15 protein-coding genes are annotated in these 16692 nt (G+C 67.3%); 5 read left to right on the top strand and 10 right to left on the bottom strand.

The window, feature by feature from the left end; genetic code table 11:
- Positions 1-224: 224 nt before the first annotated feature.
- Both AC5P5X_RS05970 and AC5P5X_RS05975 read right to left on the bottom strand, forming a co-directional pair.
- Complete coding sequence (locus AC5P5X_RS05970) at positions 225-974, bottom strand: TerC family protein (protein WP_005408127.1); 750 nt, start codon at positions 972-974, stop codon at positions 225-227.
- Positions 975-1007: 33 nt separating this feature from the next.
- On the bottom strand, positions 1008-1403 hold the full coding sequence (locus tag AC5P5X_RS05975) for a diacylglycerol kinase (RefSeq protein ID WP_005408126.1): 396 nt from the start codon (positions 1401-1403) through the stop codon (positions 1008-1010).
- 212 nt (positions 1404-1615) lie between these two features.
- On the opposite strand from AC5P5X_RS05975, the gene AC5P5X_RS05980 reads away from it, so the two are divergent.
- Positions 1616-2317: an SGNH/GDSL hydrolase family protein gene (locus tag AC5P5X_RS05980; RefSeq protein WP_111188864.1), complete on the top strand. Its 702-nt coding sequence runs from the start codon at positions 1616-1618 to the stop codon at positions 2315-2317.
- Between the two features lie 132 nt (positions 2318-2449).
- Here the strand turns inward: AC5P5X_RS05980 and AC5P5X_RS05985 are convergent, their stop codons facing one another.
- The 3 genes from AC5P5X_RS05985 to AC5P5X_RS05995 form a co-directional block, all read right to left on the bottom strand.
- On the bottom strand, positions 2450-3721 hold the full coding sequence (locus AC5P5X_RS05985) for a sensor histidine kinase (RefSeq protein WP_111188843.1): 1272 nt from the start codon (positions 3719-3721) through the stop codon (positions 2450-2452).
- Positions 3722-3877: 156 nt separating this feature from the next.
- A complete protein-coding gene (locus tag AC5P5X_RS05990) occupies positions 3878-4591 on the bottom strand; it encodes a response regulator transcription factor (RefSeq protein ID WP_002811889.1) in 714 nt (237 codons plus the stop codon).
- 87 nt (positions 4592-4678) lie between these two features.
- Entirely contained in the window at positions 4679-5323 is a 645-nt protein-coding gene (locus tag AC5P5X_RS05995) for an arylesterase (RefSeq protein WP_111188844.1), read from the bottom strand.
- A gap of 75 nt (positions 5324-5398) precedes the next feature.
- Between AC5P5X_RS05995 and AC5P5X_RS06000 the strand changes: the two genes are divergently transcribed.
- Together AC5P5X_RS06000 and AC5P5X_RS06005 are read left to right on the top strand one after the other, a co-directional pair.
- Positions 5399-6046 (top strand): ABC transporter ATP-binding protein, encoded by a 648-nt coding sequence (locus AC5P5X_RS06000; RefSeq protein ID WP_024957309.1) that lies wholly within the window; start codon positions 5399-5401, stop codon positions 6044-6046.
- Positions 6043-8559 (top strand): ABC transporter permease, encoded by a 2517-nt coding sequence (locus tag AC5P5X_RS06005; RefSeq protein ID WP_111188845.1) that lies wholly within the window; start codon positions 6043-6045, stop codon positions 8557-8559. The genes AC5P5X_RS06000 and AC5P5X_RS06005 overlap by 4 nt, the downstream gene beginning before the upstream one ends.
- 107 nt (positions 8560-8666) lie before the next feature.
- Here AC5P5X_RS06005 and AC5P5X_RS06010 read toward each other — a convergent pair whose 3' ends face one another.
- The 5 genes from AC5P5X_RS06010 to AC5P5X_RS06030 form a co-directional block, all read right to left on the bottom strand.
- On the bottom strand, positions 8667-9593 hold the full coding sequence (locus AC5P5X_RS06010; RefSeq protein WP_111151159.1) for a DUF6607 family protein: 927 nt from the start codon (positions 9591-9593) through the stop codon (positions 8667-8669).
- Between the two features lie 73 nt (positions 9594-9666).
- Positions 9667-10266, bottom strand: coding sequence for a ChuX/HutX family heme-like substrate-binding protein (locus AC5P5X_RS06015; protein ID WP_005408118.1), 600 nt, complete (start codon positions 10264-10266; stop codon positions 9667-9669).
- 4 nt (positions 10267-10270) lie between these two features.
- Positions 10271-12514 carry a TonB-dependent hemoglobin/transferrin/lactoferrin family receptor gene (locus AC5P5X_RS06020; protein ID WP_425529316.1) on the bottom strand — a complete coding sequence of 748 codons (2244 nt, stop codon included), beginning with the start codon at positions 12512-12514 and terminating at the stop codon, positions 10271-10273.
- A gap of 153 nt (positions 12515-12667) precedes the next feature.
- Positions 12668-12862, bottom strand: coding sequence for a hemin uptake protein HemP (gene hemP / locus AC5P5X_RS06025; protein ID WP_005412278.1), 195 nt, complete (start codon positions 12860-12862; stop codon positions 12668-12670).
- Between the two features lie 365 nt (positions 12863-13227).
- A complete protein-coding gene (locus AC5P5X_RS06030; RefSeq protein WP_111188865.1) occupies positions 13228-14199 on the bottom strand; it encodes an aldo/keto reductase in 972 nt (323 codons plus the stop codon).
- Positions 14200-14392: 193 nt separating this feature from the next.
- On the opposite strand from AC5P5X_RS06030, the gene AC5P5X_RS06035 reads away from it, so the two are divergent.
- Complete coding sequence (locus AC5P5X_RS06035) at positions 14393-15691, top strand: NupC/NupG family nucleoside CNT transporter (protein ID WP_005408115.1); 1299 nt, start codon at positions 14393-14395, stop codon at positions 15689-15691.
- A gap of 25 nt (positions 15692-15716) precedes the next feature.
- Positions 15717-16682 carry a ribokinase gene (locus AC5P5X_RS06040; protein WP_005408114.1) on the top strand — a complete coding sequence of 322 codons (966 nt, stop codon included), beginning with the start codon at positions 15717-15719 and terminating at the stop codon, positions 16680-16682.
- The last annotated feature ends 10 nt before the right edge of the window (positions 16683-16692 follow it).

Genomic DNA, 16692 nt, shown 5'->3' on the forward strand with positions numbered 1-16692 from the left:
GGGGGGGTCCTGGGGGAGGGATTCGGGAGTGCGTAGCCTGCGCGCTTTGATGTGGCGGATTAAGCCTCGCCCCGGGAAAACACTGTTGATTCTGGTTCACAAGTGGGGCACGGAAACCCGCTACAAGTGCAAAAACCGCAGCGCCGTAGCAGAGCCGTGCCCCCCACAAACGCAGAACCCCCGGCCGGGCCGGGGGTTCTGAGGGACTTACATGCCAGAGGCGCTTACCAGTTACCAGCGCCCGGCACGTTGTGCTCGCGCGCGCGACGGCGCATCAGCAGGTTCAGCCATTCCACCAGCACCGAGAAGCCCATCGCGGCGTAGATGTAGGGCTTGGGCACGTGCACGTCCAGGCCGTCCAGGATCAGCACCGCACCGATCATCAGGATGAAGGCCAGCGCCAGCATCTTCACGGTCGGGTTGGCGTCGATGAAGCGGCCCAGCGGGTTGGCGGCCAGCAGCATCACCAACACCGACAGCAGGATGGCGGCGACCATGACCGGGATGTGGTCGGCGATGCCAACTGCGGTGATCACCGAGTCCAGCGAGAACACGATGTCGATCACCGCGATCTGCGCGATCACGTAGCCGAACACGGCCGAGGCCTTGGTGGTGCTCGGATCTTCATCCTCGCCGCCGCTGATCAGTTCCTTGATCTCCATGCAGCCCTTGATGATCAGGAACAGGCCACCGACGATCAGCACCAGGTCACGGATGGAGATGCCCATGCCGGCCACCGTGAACAGGTTGGCCGCCATGTGCGCCAGATACGCCAGCGACACCAGCAGACCGATACGGGTGATGCAGGCCACGGCGATACCGAGCTTGCGTGCGAACGGGCGACGCTCTTCCGGCAGCTTGCTGACCGCGATGGAAATGAACACCAGGTTGTCGATGCCGAGCACGATTTCCAGCGCGCTGAGCGTGAACAGGGTTACCCAGGCATTGGGGTCGGCGAGGAACTCAAAGGACATGGAATCTCTTCAAGGCAGTGGGGGAATGGGGTTTCAGCCGTAGCTGCCGGCCAGCGCGTGTGGAACCACGACCAGGGCCCAGCACAACAGCACGTTCATCATCAGCACGAACACCGCCGCCGAGCCCATGTCCTTGGCGCGGCCAGCCAACTCGTGGATTTCGCTGCCGTAACGTTCGATCACCGCTTCGATGGCCGAGTTGGCCAGTTCCATCGCCAGCACCAGCAGCATCGAACCGATCATCAGCGCACGCTCGACCGGCGTCTGCCCCAGCCAGACCGCGACGGGCGCCAGCAGGATCAGCAGGTAGACCTCCAGCCGGAACGACGATTCGTGCAGCCAGGCGGCGCGCAGGCCCTGCCAGGACCAGCGGGCGGCCTGGAAGATGCGGCGCGGGCCGCGCGGCAGATGGCCGAACTGATCAGCCACGGGTGGAACATCCAGCAACAGGGGCGCGGCGCAGCGACCGCTCAGACGCACGGCAGGGAATCATGGGTGCACAGGAATAGGCAGATGGCCGCCATTTTGCCACAAGGCCGCCAGCCGCATCCCGGCGCCGGCCCGGTGAATGGACTGCCAGGGGCAAGCCCCGGCCCGCCCCAGCTTCTATGATGACGTTCCCTTCCCTGCTGGAGCGCCTGATGTCCCGTCGCCGTACCTGCCTGCTGATGCTGGGCCTGCTGACCGCCGCACCGCTGGCCCAGGCCCTGGGCCCGACCACGTCGCCCCGGATGCCCGAACAGGTCTCCAACGTGGCCTGGGCCGGCGACATGGCCCGGTTCGCCAGCGCCGACCAGGCCAACCCGCCGCCCCGCGGTGGCATCGAATTCATCGGCAGCTCCTCCATCCGCTTCTGGGAGAGCCTGGCCACCGACTTCCCCGGCCAGCCTGTATTCAACCGCGGTTTCGGCGGCTCGGAAGTGCGTGACAGCACCTGGTATGCCGGCCAGATCGTGGTGCCGTATGCGCCGTGCAAGGTGTTCTTCTACGCCGGTGACAACGACCTCAACAGCGGCCGCACCGCGACCCAGGTGCGCGACGACGTGGTCGCCTTCGTGCAGCGCGTGCATCGCGACCTGCCGAAGACCAAGGTCGAGTACCTGTCGATCAAGCCAAGCCCGTCGCGTGCGCACCTGCTGCCGGCGATCAACGAGGCCAACACGCTGATCAAGGCCGCGCTGGCCAAGCTGCCCAACACCGGCTTCACCGATATCTACACGCCGATGCTGGGCGCGGATGGCCAGCCGGATGCAACGCTGTTCCGCGAGGACATGCTGCACATGACCCCGGCCGGCTATGACATCTGGACCAAGGCGCTGGCGCCGAAGGTCAACTGCAACTGAGGCGGACGTGCGCCGGAGGGCGCCACGCACGCGCTCCGGTAGATGCCAACCTTGGTTGGCATGGGACACCGGCGTGAATCCTGCTGAAAGCACCGACCGAGGTCGGCAACTACCAAGGCAGCAGGCGCCGGGTCAGCGGAACACCACCGTCGCTTCGGTGCCCTGACCCGGCTCGCTGGCCAGGCTGACCTTCCAGCCGAAGCGATCACACAGCCTGCGTACGATCGACAGGCCCAGGCCGGTACCCTGCGGCCGGCTGGGTTCGGCGCGATAGAACGGTTCGAACGCCCGTGACAGCGCTTCGGGGGACATGCCGATGCCGGTATCGTGCACCACCACCCGATCGTTGTGCACATGCACGTCGATGCGCCCCTCGTCGGTGTAGCTGCATGCATTGCGCACCAGGTTGCTGACCACCACCTGCAGCACCCGCGGCGGCGCATGCAGCTGCACCGGGCCATCGCTGTGCAGGTGCACCGACACCGGGCGAGCCCCCAGCAGTTCGTTGGCGTTGTCCACTTCATAGCGGACGATATCGTTGACGTCGAACAGCTCGATCTGCGGTTCGACGTCTGCCTCGCGGGCCAGGATCAGGAACGCATCGATCACCGCTTCCATGTCGCGGCCGGCCCGCTGGATGCGCTGCAGGCTGCGGCGCAGGCGCGGCTGCAGGCTTTCATCACCCAGTGCCATGTCGCTGGCAACGCGGATGACGGTCAGCGGCGTGCGCAGTTCATGGCTGGCATCGCGGGTGAAGTTGCGCTCGCGTGCCACGTGCGCGCTGACCCGGTTGGCCAGCGAGTGCAACGCGGCCGCCAGCTGCCGGGTCTCGCCCTGCATGTCCGCCGGCAGCTTGTTGGGCTCCAGGTCGGCCGCTTCCGGATGCCCCGGGTCCCAGCGCGAGACGCGCCGAGCCAGCCAGTTCACCGGCGACACCAGGCGCTTGGACGCGCGGTAGGTCACCCAGCTGGCGCCATACACCGCCAACAGGGTCAGCAGCACCGGCACGATGCCGAACCAGAACGCCAGCATCTCTGCTCGCGAGCGCAGGAACACCAGGTACAGGCGGCCAGCCGGGCGCACATCAACCAGCACCAGCTGGTCGTCCTTGGGTAGTTCGTGGAAGCCGGGCTCCAGATTGCGCAGGTTGGCTGGCAACGACAGTGCCGACTGCCCGCTTTCCAGCAGGTAGCCGCGGATGTTGTGGGTGTTGGGCGGCGGCTGCACCGGGGACGCTTCGTGCAGCGTCCAGTAGTACGCCGCCTCCTCGCGCAGGGCAGCGCCCACCAGGCTGTGCTTGATCACCAGCGAGACCAGCCACGCACCCAGCAGGATACCCAGGCTGGCCAGCACTGCCTGCAGGATGAAGGCGATACGGATCTTGCGCGGCAGGCCGTGCGGCATTGCGGAGTCCCGGTCAGAGCGCTGCGATTATAGGCAGCGCGCCACGCTGTGCGGGTGCATGGGCGATGACCGGCGGCAACGCCGGCCGGTCATGCCCTGCCCTCGTACGTGGCCACAACCCGGCCGGGCCTGCTGCTGCACCGGCGGGTATCCTGCTCAGGCCATCGGCTGGGCGATGTCGGCAATGCGGTAGCCGGCACTCTGCACGGTGTGCAGCAGCGGACGGTCGAACGGCTTGTCGATGATCTTGCGCAGGTTGTACAGGTGGCTGCGCAGGGTGTCCGAATCCGGCAGGCCATTGCCCCAGATCTCGCGCTCGATCTCCTGGCGGGTGACCACGCGCGGCGATTCGCGCATCAGGATGGTCAGCAGGCGCAGGCCGATCGGCGAAAGCTGCAGCTCGGTGCCGGCACGGGTCGCACGCATGCTGACCGGATCGAGCACCAGGTCGGCCACCTTCAGCACTTCCGAACCGACCTGGCGACGTTCGCGACGGATCAGCGCGCGCAGGCGGGCTTCCAGCTCCTGGATCGCGAACGGCTTGGTCAGGTAGTCATCGGCACCGAAACCCAGGCCGGTGAGCTTGTCGTCCAGCGTGTCGCGTGCCGTGAGCATCAGCACCGGGGTGGACTTGCGCGCATCGTTGCGCAGGCGACGGCACACTTCGATGCCATCCAGGCGCGGCAACATCAAGTCGAGCACCACGACGTCATAGCTGTTCTCCGCCGCAAGGCGGTAGCCATCCAGGCCGTCCTGTGCATAGTCGACTTCGAAGCCGCGACCTTCCAGGTATTCCCCGATCATCTCGGAGATGTTGCGGTTGTCTTCGACCACCAGCACCAAGCCGGAGGTCTCCTTCGTCTGACGCATGTGATTCCCTCTAACTTCAGCTTTGTGAAACATGCCGGATCGACGGTGGACGCGATGTGAAGTTCCGTCAAGAGGTAAACAAACGGTTCAGAGCAGCGGCCTCAGCAGCGGCCAGACGTTGTCGAGCACCTTTGGCTGCGCCTGTGCGGTCGGGTGCAGGCCGTCGGCCTGCATCATGCCCGGCTGCAGGGCGACGCCCTCCAGCAGGAAGGGCAGCAGCGGCACCTTGTACTGCGTGGCCAGCGCCTTGTAGACCGCCGCCAGGCGCTGGCGATAGGCCGGCCCGTAGTTGGGCGGCACGTCAATGCCCAGCAGCAGCACCTTCGCGCCGGCCTTCTGGCTGGCCTGCACCATCTTTCCCAGGTTGCCCTGCACCTGCGCCGGGGTCAGCCCGCGCAGTGCATCGTTGCCGCCAAGGGCGATCACTACCACGGTCGGCTTTTCCTTCGCCAGCAGGGCCGGCAGGCGGGTCAGCGCGCCCGCGGTGGTCTCGCCGCTCATGCTGGCGTTGACGATGCGCGCCGGGGTTTTCGACTGCTGCCTGACCCGCTGCTGCAGCAGGCTGACCCAGCCGGCGTCGGCAGGGATATTGTGGGCAGCACTGAGGCTGTCGCCGAGCACCAGCACGGTGCCGGCCGGACCTTTGGCACAGGCCAGCCCCGGCAACAGCAGGAACCCTAGCAGCAGCACCATCATCGCGCCGGCTCGCCGGCTCCATCCCGTCTTGCGCATTGGAGTCTCCTCATCGACAGCCTGTCCCCCCGCAGCGCGCCCGTCGCCATCGCCGTCGACCAGGTCGGCAAGTCCGTGCAGGGCCCGGAGGGTGAAGTCCACATACTGGACAACATCACCCTGACGGTCCATGAAGGCACCAGCGTGGCCATCGTCGGCGCCTCCGGTTCCGGCAAGACCACCCTGCTCGGCCTGCTGGCCGGGCTGGACCTGCCCAGTCGCGGCCGCATCGCGCTGGCTGGCCAGGACCTGTCGGCGCTGGACGAAGAGGCCCGCGCCCAGCTGCGCGCGCGTGAGGTCGGCTTCGTGTTCCAGAGTTTCCACCTGCTGCCGGCGCTGACCGCCGCCGAGAATGTCGCGCTGCCGCTGGAACTGGCCGGGCGCGAAGACCGGGCGCGGGTCGATGAAGTGCTGGCCCAGGTCGGGCTGGCCCATCGCGCCCGCCACTATCCGCGCCAGTTGTCGGGCGGCGAGCAGCAACGCGTGGCATTGGCACGTGCGTTCGTCACCCGCCCGCGCATCCTGTTCGCCGACGAACCGACCGGCTCGCTGGACCACGCCACCGGCCAGCACATCAGCGACCTGCTGTTCGAACTCAACGCCGGCAGCGGCACCACTCTGGTGCTGGTCACCCACGACCTGCGCCTGGCCCAGCGCTGCCAGTACATCCACCGCATCGACAACGGCCGCCTGCTGCCGGTCGAGCGTGGGGCGCAGGCATGAACCTGCTGCGGCATGCGTGGCGCGCGCTGCGCCGCGAGGCGCTGGCCGGTGACCTGCTGACCGTGTTCGCCGCACTGGTGCTGGGCGTGGCGGTGATGACCGCGGTCGGCACGCTGGTGAACCGGGTCAACCTGGCACTGACCGGCAGCGCGGCGGAGATGCTCGGCGGCGACCTCGGCATCGCCGGGCGCGATGACCCGCCGCAGGCATTCGCCGACGAGGCGCAGCGGCGTGGACTGGCCTTCACCCGCATCGCCAGCTTCGGCAGCGTGCTGTTCAACGGTGATGCCAGCCAGATGGCCAGCATCAAGGCGGTGCAGGCGGGCTATCCGCTGCGTGGCACGCTGAGGGTGCGCAGCACGCCCGGTGGCGCGCTGATCGCCAACGCCGGCACGCCGCCCAAGGGCCAGGCCTATGCCGACCCGCGCCTGTTGCAGGGACTGGGACTGAAGGCCGGCGATGACCTCGAATTCGGCGCCGGCACGCTGCGCATCGCCGGCATCATCGAGGCCGAGCCGGATGCCGGCGGCGACCTGCTGACGCTCTCCCCCACCCTGCTGGTCAACCGCGCCGATGTGGAGGGCACCGGCCTGCTCGGCCCTGGCAGCCGCATCAACTACCGGCTGATGTTCGCCGGCTCCGCCGACCAGGTTGCCGCGTTGCGCCAGTGGCTGCTGCCACAGGTAAAAGGCCTTCGCCTGCTGAGCGTGGACGACACCCAGCGCGGTGTGCGCCAGGCCTTCGATCTGGCCGGGCGCTTCCTCGGCCTGAGCGCACTGCTGGCGGTATTGCTGGCCGGTGTGGCGACCGCGCTGGCGGCCAACCGCTTCGCCTTGCGCCGCATCGACCAGGTGGCGATCCTGCGCTGCCTGGGCGCGCGCCAGCGCGACATTCTGTCCGGCCTGGCACTGCAGCTGCTGATGCTGGCAGTGCCGGCCTGCGCACTCGGCATCGGCCTGGGCATGGCGGCGCAGGAAGGTCTGGTGCAGGTACTGGGCAGCCTGGTGCCGCAGCGCTTGCCGCTACCCGAGGCAATGCCGGCGCTGACCGGCGCCGGCATCGGCCTGTTGCTGCTGTTCGGCTTCGGCCTGCCGCCGCTGCTGCGCCTGCGCGGGGTGCCGCCGATGCGCGTGCTCAACCGCTCCTTCGCCGCCCTGCCCCCGGCCTCGCTGCTGGCCTACGTAGCAGCGCTGGCGGCCAGCCTGCTGCTGGCGGTGCAGGTGACCGGTGATCTCAAGCTGGCGCTATGGGTGCTGGGCGGCCTGGCCGCGTTGGCGATGGCGGCCGGCGTGGTCGGTTTCGTGCTGCTGCAGCTGCTGCGCGGCCTGCAGCACCGTCTGCACGGCCACTGGCGGCTGGGCCTGGCGGCGCTGACCCGGCGCCGGATGCTGGCGGTGATGCAGCTGGTCGGGCTGTCGCTGTCGCTGTGCGCGCTGTTGCTGCTGGCGGTGACCGGCCCCGGCCTGCTGCAGCAGTGGCGCGAGCGACTGCCTGCGGACACGCCGAACTACTTCCTGATCAACATCCAGCCCGAACAGCGCGACAGCGTGCTGGCCGCGCTGCGTGGACTGGGCGCCAACGACGCCAGCATCGAACCGATGGCCACCGGCCGCCTGATCGCGATCAACGGCAAGCCGCCGCTGCGCGTGGATCGCTCGCCGGACCAGAGCGGGCAGCCGGCGTCAGGCGAAGCCCAGCGCGATGACGACGACGAGAACCGGCCGTTGAACTTCAGCTGGCGCAGCAGCTTCCCGCCGGCCAATACGCTGATGAACGGCACCTTCTGGACGCCCGACAGCACGGCGCCGGAGGCGTCGGTTGAAATCGGCTGGGCCAAGCGCTACGGCGTGTATCCCGGCGACCGCATCACCATTGCAGTAGGCGAGCAGGAGCGCGAGTTCACCGTGACCAGTGTGCGCAAGGCCGACTGGAACACCTTCCGGCCGAACTTCTTCGTGCTGCTGAACCCGAACGCGGTGGGCGATACACCGCACAACCTGCTGTCGGCATTCCACCTGCCGGCCGGCAAGGCAGCCGGACTGGGCGAGCTGATACGCGCGCAGCCCAACCTGTCGCTGCTGGACGTGGACGCGGTGATCTCGCAGGTGCGCGATGTGATGGAACGGGTGGCACAGGCGGTGCAGCTGGTGATGGTGTTCAGCCTGCTGGCCGGCGTGCTGGTGCTGCTGGCCGCACTGCAGGCCACGGCGGGCGAGCGCCGCTACGACAGCGCGGTGCTGCGCACGCTGGGCGCGACCCGGCGCCAGCTGCGTGGCGCGGTACTGGTGGAATTCGGCGCGCTGGGCACGCTGGCCGCGTTGCTGGCGGTGGGCGCCGCGGCTGCGATCGGCGTGGCGGTCTCGCAGAAGGTGTTCGAGCTGCCGTTGCTGCCGCCGTGGCCGGGCCTGCTGGTCGGCGGCGTGGTCGGCATCGGGCTGAGCCTGCTGGCGGGCTGGTGGGGTACGCGGGCGATCCTGCATACGCCACCGGCATTGGCGCTGCGCGAGGCCTGAGGCGGCGCCGGACCGGGGCGCGTGCCGAGCAAGCTCGGCACCTACCAAGAGCCCAGGACGGCGCTGCCAGTGTTCAAGGAACAAGCACATCCACGCATGGCGTGGATCTACTGGGCCTTTTCCACGTACTTGGCGAACACGTCGTCAATCTGCTTGTCCTTCACCTTCTTGCCGGCCTGGATCTCTTCGGCCTGGGTGAACAGCGGAATGATCATCGCCATGCCGTCGATCCTGGTCTTCAGGTGCACGCCGGGGGCCTGGGTCAGGAAACCGTCCCAGCGCTGGCGCACCTTGGCCCAGTAACCGGCGGTGGCCTTCCAGTAGTTGCGCGCCGGGGTGAAGTCGACCTCGGTGGTCTTCACGTAGTCGTTGAAGCCGAACTCGCGTGCGATCTCCACCTGGCTGCCATCGGCGTTGCGCTGCACCTTGGTGTTGAACTGCTCGTGGGTCCAGCCATTGGGCGTGAGCGTGTGGCGGTTGACCACGGCCAGCGCGTTGTAGTCGCTGCGCTTGGTGTACTCACGGCGCGGCAGCGGGCGCCAGCTCAGATCGCTGGTCCAGCTCGGCACGTTGTTGGTGTAGGTCCAGGTGCCGGTGCCGCAGTAGCGCGGTGCGTCGCTCACTTCGTACACGCACTGGGTCCAGGCGCCCTGGTTCACCGCCGACGGAATACTGCGCACCTTCCAGGTCTGGTCGGCGCTGAACTCGAAACGGTTCGGTGCTTCGTACACCCAGTCCTGGCGCCAGTGCTTAGTGATGTGGCCGCTCTTTTCATCCAGCAGCAGGTGCTGCAGCACGATGCGCTTCGGGGTGTTCTCGACCACGATGACCACTTCACTGCCGCCGCTGCGCATCGCCGGTGCACGCTCGTAGCCCGGCTTCAGCAGCACGGTCTCGTCGAAGGCGAAGTCCACGGTGTACTCACCCTGCATGGCGAGGATGCTGTCGTGGTCGCGGGCGATATCGGAGGGCTGCGCGCTGGCCACGCCGCTGGCGGCGAGCAGCAGCATGGCGCTGGCTGTCTGGAGCTTCATCGGGGTCTTCCTTCGGGGTTGCAGATTCATTGAGGGGCCATCCGTGGCCAACGGGCGTTCCATCAGGAGAGGGTCACAGGCGGATCAGCGGCAGGTCGCCGGGAATCTGGGGCGCCGGACGCCGGGCGGCGTCGGCACAGCAGCAGTCGTCGATCGCCAGCTCGCCTTCAGCACCTTCCAGGCGTGCGATGCGGCGCGCGGTGGCCGCGCCCAGCGAGGACAGGGTCGACAGACTGGCGGCCAGCGTGCGTCCGTCGTCGGCGGCATGCAGGCGCAGCGCGCACAGGCGCCAGCGCTGGCCGCCAAGATGGCCGGCCAAACGCCGCCACAGGCGTTCGCCAACGCTCGCCTCGCTATCGTGTTCCGGTCCCGGCGGCAGCGCCGCGACCAGACGGTCCCAGGCCAGGAAATCGCTGTCGGGCAGCAGGTACAGGCGCCACACGCAGCGGCCGCGGCCATCAAGGAAGCACAGGCTTTCGCGCAGGCCCTCGCTGTCCACGCCCTGGCAGGCGTGTACGCGTACGGCCTGGCGCCAGCCGCCCAGCTCGTTGCCGTCGGCGTGGTACAGGCACAACACGGTGCCGAGCGTGGCCAGCTGTGCCGGGGTCGGCCAGGCCGCGCTGTTCGGCGCGGCGATGGAGTCATTCCTGCGTGCGGACAGTGCTCGGCTCATGAGGTCACCAGGAAACGGCAAGGCTGGCGGAGAAGGTGCGGCCCGGGCTGCTGAAACGATCGCTCAGTGCGCGATCGGTGATCAGGCTCGGGGTGATCGACGACCATTCGATGTAGCGCTTGTCGGCCAGGTTGAACACGCCGACATTGAAGGTGGCACCCGGCGCGAAGTTCCAGTGCGCCATCAGGTCAAGCACGCCGTAGCCGGCCGGCTGGTAGACGAACGGCGCCGGTGCGTTCGGATTGGTCTGCGCCGCAGGCGGCGGCAGGCGCTTCTTGCGCTGCACGAAGGTACCGGCCAGTTCGACGCCCCAGGTATCGGTGTCGTACATCAGGCCCAGCGTGCCACGCAGCGGATCGACCGAGGCCAGCGGTTCGTCATCGGTCCGGTTGTCACCACGCGACCATGCCAACGCACTGCGCAGCGCCCAGCCCTTCAGTGCCGGGCTCAGTTCGCCGAATTCGATGCCGGCCTTCATTTCCGCGCCATAGATGCGCGCGTCGGCGATGTTCTGCGACTGGAACACGGTCAGACCCTGTGCGTTGCGACCGGTATCGACGTTGGACTGGATGAAATCCTTGTAGTCGTTGTAGTAGCCGCTGACGCTGACGTACGCCGCCGGCGCGATGAAGCGCAGGCCCAGTTCGTAGCCGTCGCTGGTTTCCGGCTTCAGGTCCGGATTGGCGATGGCGGTATAGCGGAAGGCGACGTTGGTCAGACCGATGTTGACGTCGTTGTACGGCGGCGAACGGAAGCCACGTGCATAGCCGGCGAACAGCGACCATTCGTCGGTGAAGCGCCAGACCATGCCCAGCTTCGGCGACACGCTGGTCTTCTTCAGCTGCGCCACGGCCGTGGTCGGGTTGTCTTCGGCGAAGATGCCGTCCACTTCCGGCTTCAGCTCGTAGCGGTCCACGCGCACGCCCGGCACCAGCGACAGCCTGCCATCGGCAAAGCGCATCTCATCCTGTGCATACAGGCCCAGCTCGGTGGTCTTGCTGATCGGGAAGTCACGCACCGGGAAGGTGTCCGGCAGCACCGTGTTGCTGACCACGCCAGCCTTGCTGACCTGATAGCCGTCGCGCTTCTGGCGGATCTCGGTACGGGTGCCTTCGAAACCGTAGGTCAATGCGTGCTCGACGCTGCCGGTGGTGAACGCCTTGTTGAACTGCGCCTGCAGGCCATAGGCATGCTGGTCGAAGGAGAACACGCGGTGGCGGCGGGTGCCGTCGGTGCGGGTCTCGTCGGTCTGCTGCCGGGTTTCGCTGTTCTGCGCGTACACCTGCCAATGCAGGCTGTCGGCGAACGGCTGGTCCAGCGCATCCATCTCGTGGGCGAAGGACACGCGGTTGCGCTTCTGGGTGTCGTGGGACTTCATGCCAGTGGCCGCAGCCATCGCGCCGGGGCGCGGTGCAACGCTGGCAATCGCCGACAACACATTGGTGTCGGTGGTGTCTTCGTTGCCTTCCACGGTCAGGCGGAAGCGCTGGTCTTCGCTCGGTGCATAGACCAGCTTGCTGAGCAGGCTGCGGCCGTCGCGATCCTGCGGATTGGCCGCGGTGCGGGTGTCGTTGTCGCTGCGTACCGTGCCCTTGTTGTCCGTTTCCTGGCCCTGGTGGTGGTTGACGTTGACCAGGCCGCTCCAGTGGTCGCCACCAAAGGCGGCCGTGGCACCGCCGAGCAGGCCCTTCCACTCACCGTCGTAGCCGAACTTCAGGCCGAAGTAGCTGTTCTTGCCGCCCTTGAGGTAGTCGGCCGGGTCCTTGGTCACGAACGCGACCACGCCACCGAGTGCATCGGAGCCGTACAGCGAGCTGGCCGGTCCACGCACGATCTCGACGCGCTTGAGCGTATCGAGGTCGGTGAAGTTGCGGTTGGAACTGGCGAACGAACCGATGTCGAACCGGGTCGGCATGACGATGCCGTCGGTCTGGATGCGCACGCGGTTGCCGTCCAGGCCACGGATGCGGAAACCATCCAGGCCGAAGCGGGTCGCGCTGCGGGTGACCGACAGTCCCGGCTCGTAGCGCACCAGATCCTTGATGTCCTGCACCAGGTGCCGGTCCATCTGCTCACGGTCGATGACATCCACCGTGGCCGCCACGTCGCTCACCGCCCGCTCGGTGCGGGTGGCGGTGACCTGCACCCGATCGAATTCGCGCGCATCGGGGGCAGCAGTGGCAGCAGCGTGGGCGGACAGCGGCAGCGCCATCCAGACAGCAAGGCAAAGGGCGGTATGGCGGGTCATCGGGTTCGTTCGGTCAGGCAGGGGAACCCCCGGTTACCGGCACACCCGGAAGGTGCACGCGGTAGACCGAGGGGGAGAGAGCGGGAGCGGACGGGTCGCCCACCCTGTCGGCGCTGCCGGCAGGAGGGAGGGAGGCGGGCGACCAGACCGCGATTACTTGGTCAGGATCAGCTTGTCGTTGCTGGTGTGCCGCAGGCGATAGAAGCGGTCGCCGTGCTGGATCAGGATTTCACGACGGCCCTTGAGCAGGGCTTCGCTGTCGATGACCTCTTCCGGCGGAACGACGCGGACCGGTCGATCGCGGAGGGTCAGCGTTTCGGGGCGCAGCAGTACAGGTTGAGCATTCATGAGCATCTGGACTCGTGCGAGGGACGAGTTAAATGATAATGATTCTCAGTTGACAATCAACAACCATTCTCAATTTCATTGATGGGATTAATGATCGAATTCCGTAATTCGATAGATCGCATCAATTAAATGGCGACGCAGGTGTGTAGAGTCGACTGTTGGTCGACTGCTGTTGCTCGAAGCAGTCGGTTATTCGAAGCAGTGGGTTATTCGAAGCAGTGGGTTATTCGAAGCAGTCGGTTATTCGAAGCAGTCGGTTATTCGAAGCAGTCGACTGACAGTCGACTCTACCGTTCCTGTTCCCGTCCTGTTCCCTCGGCCGAGCCGGCCCGACCGAGCCCCCGAGGCCCGGTCGGCCCCGGGGTTCAGGCGAAGACGGCTTCGACCTGCGCCCAGCCGGCCGCGTCGACCTGCTCCAGCACGTCCAGGGCCTGCAGGTTCTGCAGCAGCTGGCTGACCCGGCTGGCGCCGAGGATCACGCTGGAAACGTTCGGGTTGCGCAGGCACCAGGCGATGGCCAGCGTGGCCGGGGCGTGGCCCAGCGCGCGTGCCACCTCGCTGAAGCGCCGCACCTGGCCCAGGCGGGCCCCGGCGTCGGCCCCCAGCATCAGGTCCTGCAACCACTCCATGCCTTCCCGCCCCAGCCGTGCATCGGCCGGAATGCCCTGGTCGTACTTGCCGGTGAGCAGGCCCGACGCCAGCGGCGAGAAGATGGTGGTACCCAGGCCGGCACCGGCATACAGCGGCGCGTACTCGACCTCGACCCGCTCGCGGTGCAGCAGGTTGTACTGCGGCTGCTCCATCGACGGGCCCTGCAGGTTGCGCGCCTCGGCGATGTCCAGCGCCTGCTGGATCTGCACCGCCGACCACTCCGAGGTGCCCCAGTAGAGGATCTTGCCCTGCCGCACCAGGGTGTCCATCGCATGCACGGTCTCGGCGATCGGCGCGTCCGGATCCGGGCGGTGGCAGTAGTAAAGGTCCAGGTAGTCCACCCGCAGGCGCTTGAGTGCAGCGTGGCAGGCGTCGGTCACGTGCTTGCGCGACAGCCCGCGCTGGGTCGGCCGCGGGTCCTTGGCGCTGCCGAAAAACACCTTGCTGGACACGCAGAAACCGTCGCGCGGCAGGCGCAGGTCGGCGATCACGTCACCCATGACCTGTTCGGCACGGCCGTTGGCATAGCCCTCGGCGTTGTCGAAGAAGTTGACACCATGATCCCAGGCGGCGGCCACCAGGTTGCGGGCCTCATCACGCGGGATCTGGTCACCGAAGGTCACCCAGGCGCCGAAGGAAAGGGCGGAAATCGGCAGGCCGGTGGAGCCCAGGCGACGGTATTGCATGCGAATCTCCTGCTGCGGGCCCGCATCCGGGCCGGGATCGACCCCCATTCTACCTGCCGCCGCCAGCCGCAAGCCCTTGCCGTTGCTGGCCTGATCGGTACCGTTGGCCGCGCACACGCTGCTTTTTCTTGCCCCGGCCCCTGCCCTGCACTAGGCTTCCCGTTTTTCGCGACGCCCCAGGGGAGTCACTCACATGGTCGAAGGTTTGGGCAGGATCGGCTTCGGCCTGTTCGGGTTGGCGGTGCTGATCGGCATCACCTGGTTGTTTTCCAATAACAAGCGCGCGGTTGACTGGAAGCTGGTTGCCACCGGTATCACCCTGCAGATCGCCTTCGCGGCGCTGGTGATCCTGGTGCCGGGCGGGCGCGACGTGTTCGACGCGCTGGGCCACGGCTTCGTCAAGGTGCTGAGCTTCGTCAACGAGGGTTCCGGTTTCATCTTCGGCTCGTTGATGGACACCAAGAATTACGGCTTCATCTTCGCCTTCCAGGTGCTGCCGACCATCATCTTCTTCTCGGCGCTGATGGGGGTGATGTACCACCTGAACATCATGCAGGCGATCGTGCGCGTGATGGCGTGGGCGATCACCAAGGTCATGCGTGTGTCCGGTGCGGAAACCACCAGCGTCTGCGCCAGCGTCTTCATCGGCCAGACCGAGGCGCCGCTGACCGTGCGCCCGTACATCGCCAGGATGACCCAGTCCGAGCTGCTGACCATGATGATCGGCGGCATGGCACACATCGCCGGCGGCGTGCTGGCGGCCTACGTGGGCATGCTTGGCGGCGGCGACCCAGCGCAGCAGGCCTTCTACGCCAAGCATCTGCTGGCGGCCAGCATCATGGCCGCGCCGGCCACCTTGGTCGTGGCCAAGCTGCTGATCCCGGAAACCGGCACCCCGCTCACCCGCGGCACGGTGAAGATGGAAGTCGAAAAGACCTCCAGCAACATCATCGACGCGGCTGCGGCCGGCGCCGGCGACGGCCTGAAGCTGGCGCTGAACATCGGCGCGATGCTGCTGGCCTTCATCGCCCTGATCGCGCTGCTGAACGCCCCGCTGACCTGGATCGGTGAAGTGACCGGCCTGGCTGCGCAGATCGGCAAGCCGACCAACCTGTCGACCATCTTCGGCTACCTGCTGGCCCCGATCGCCTGGGTGATCGGTACGCCGTGGGCCGATGCCACCACCGTCGGTTCGCTGATCGGCCAGAAGGTCGTGATCAACGAGTTCGTGGCCTACACCGAGCTGTCGCAGATCGTGAACGGCCAGGTGGCTGGCGTCAGCCTGTCCAGCGAAGGTCGCCTGATCGCGACCTACGCGCTGTGCGGCTTCGCCAACTTCAGCTCGATCGCGATCCAGATCGGCGGCATCGGTGGCCTGGCCCCGGAACGTCGCCACGACCTGGCCAAGTTCGGCCTGCGCGCGGTGCTGGGCGGTACCATTGCCACCTTCATGACGGCGACCATCGCCGGCGTGCTGACGCACTTCAGTTGAACCCTTGGTTGAGAATAGATTCCCTATGAGCAGCAGTGTCGTTGTCGTCGGTTCCTTCAATGTCGATCACGTGTGGCGGTGCGAGTCGCTGCCGGCACCGGGCGCGACCATTGCCGGCCGCTACAGCACCGGCCCCGGTGGCAAGGGCTTCAACCAGGCCGTGGCGGCCTGCCGCGCCGGTGCCGAGACGCACTTCGTGTGCGCGCTGGGCGACGACGCCGGTGGCGCCACCGCGCGCGAACTGGCGGCGCAGGATGGTTTCGGCCTCATCGCCGAAGCCAGCAGCGAACCGACCGGCACCGCCGGCATCTACGTCGATGCCCGTGGCCGCAACACCATCGTGATCGGCCCGGGTGCCAACGCTGCGCTGAGCACCGACTTCCTGCAACAGCAGCAGGCCCTGCTGACCGGCGCCAGGGTGGTGCTGGTGCAGCTGGAATCGCCGGTGCAGACCATCGAAGCGGCACTGGCCACGGCCCGCGAGGCCGGCGTCACCACCGTGCTCAACACCGCACCGGCCGATGCCCCCTCGACCATCGGCCTGCTCAAGCTGGCCGATGTGATCACCCCGAACGAGACCGAGTTCGCTGCCCTGCTCGGCCGCCATGTCGGTGAGCGCGTGGATGCCAACGACGTCGCCGCGCTGGATGGCGCCAGCCTGCACGCGCTGTGCCGCAAGCTGGTCGGCAACGGTACCGTGGTGGTCACCCTGGGCTCGGTGGGCGTGTTCGTGTCGCATGCCGACGAGAACCTGCGCGGCGATACCCAGCCGTACTACCGCGTGGGCGCCGAACAGGTACAGGCCATCGACACCACCGGTGCCGGTGACGCCTTCAACGGTGCGCTGGCCGCGTCGCTGGCGCAGGTGGCCGACGCCCCGTTCGCCCGCCACGTGCGCTTCGCCAACCAGTTCGCCGGTCGTTCGACCGAGAAGGAAGGTGCTGCAGCGGCGATGCCGCGCTTCACCCCGGCCGACGCCGAAGCAAAGTAGATCCACGCCA

It is taken from the genome of Stenotrophomonas sp. YJH_SMC_91, from assembly GCF_059368495.1.

Coding starts and splice junctions, on each gene's coding strand:
- AC5P5X_RS05985 (WP_111188843.1), bottom strand. CDS start 3,721: ATGCCGCACGGCCTGCCGCGCAAGATCCGTATCGCCTTCATCCTGCAG.
- AC5P5X_RS05980 (WP_111188864.1), top strand. CDS start 1,616: ATGTCCCGTCGCCGTACCTGCCTGCTGATGCTGGGCCTGCTGACCGCC.
- AC5P5X_RS06020 (WP_425529316.1), bottom strand. CDS start 12,514: ATGACCCGCCATACCGCCCTTTGCCTTGCTGTCTGGATGGCGCTGCCG.
- AC5P5X_RS06035 (WP_005408115.1), top strand. CDS start 14,393: ATGGTCGAAGGTTTGGGCAGGATCGGCTTCGGCCTGTTCGGGTTGGCG.
- AC5P5X_RS05990 (WP_002811889.1), bottom strand. CDS start 4,591: ATGCGTCAGACGAAGGAGACCTCCGGCTTGGTGCTGGTGGTCGAAGAC.
- hemP (WP_005412278.1), bottom strand. CDS start 12,862: ATGAATGCTCAACCTGTACTGCTGCGCCCCGAAACGCTGACCCTCCGC.
- AC5P5X_RS06040 (WP_005408114.1), top strand. CDS start 15,717: ATGAGCAGCAGTGTCGTTGTCGTCGGTTCCTTCAATGTCGATCACGTG.
- AC5P5X_RS06030 (WP_111188865.1), bottom strand. CDS start 14,199: ATGCAATACCGTCGCCTGGGCTCCACCGGCCTGCCGATTTCCGCCCTT.
- AC5P5X_RS05970 (WP_005408127.1), bottom strand. CDS start 974: ATGTCCTTTGAGTTCCTCGCCGACCCCAATGCCTGGGTAACCCTGTTC.
- AC5P5X_RS06005 (WP_111188845.1), top strand. CDS start 6,043: ATGAACCTGCTGCGGCATGCGTGGCGCGCGCTGCGCCGCGAGGCGCTG.
- AC5P5X_RS06010 (WP_111151159.1), bottom strand. CDS start 9,593: ATGAAGCTCCAGACAGCCAGCGCCATGCTGCTGCTCGCCGCCAGCGGC.
- AC5P5X_RS06015 (WP_005408118.1), bottom strand. CDS start 10,266: ATGAGCCGAGCACTGTCCGCACGCAGGAATGACTCCATCGCCGCGCCG.
- AC5P5X_RS05995 (WP_111188844.1), bottom strand. CDS start 5,323: ATGCGCAAGACGGGATGGAGCCGGCGAGCCGGCGCGATGATGGTGCTG.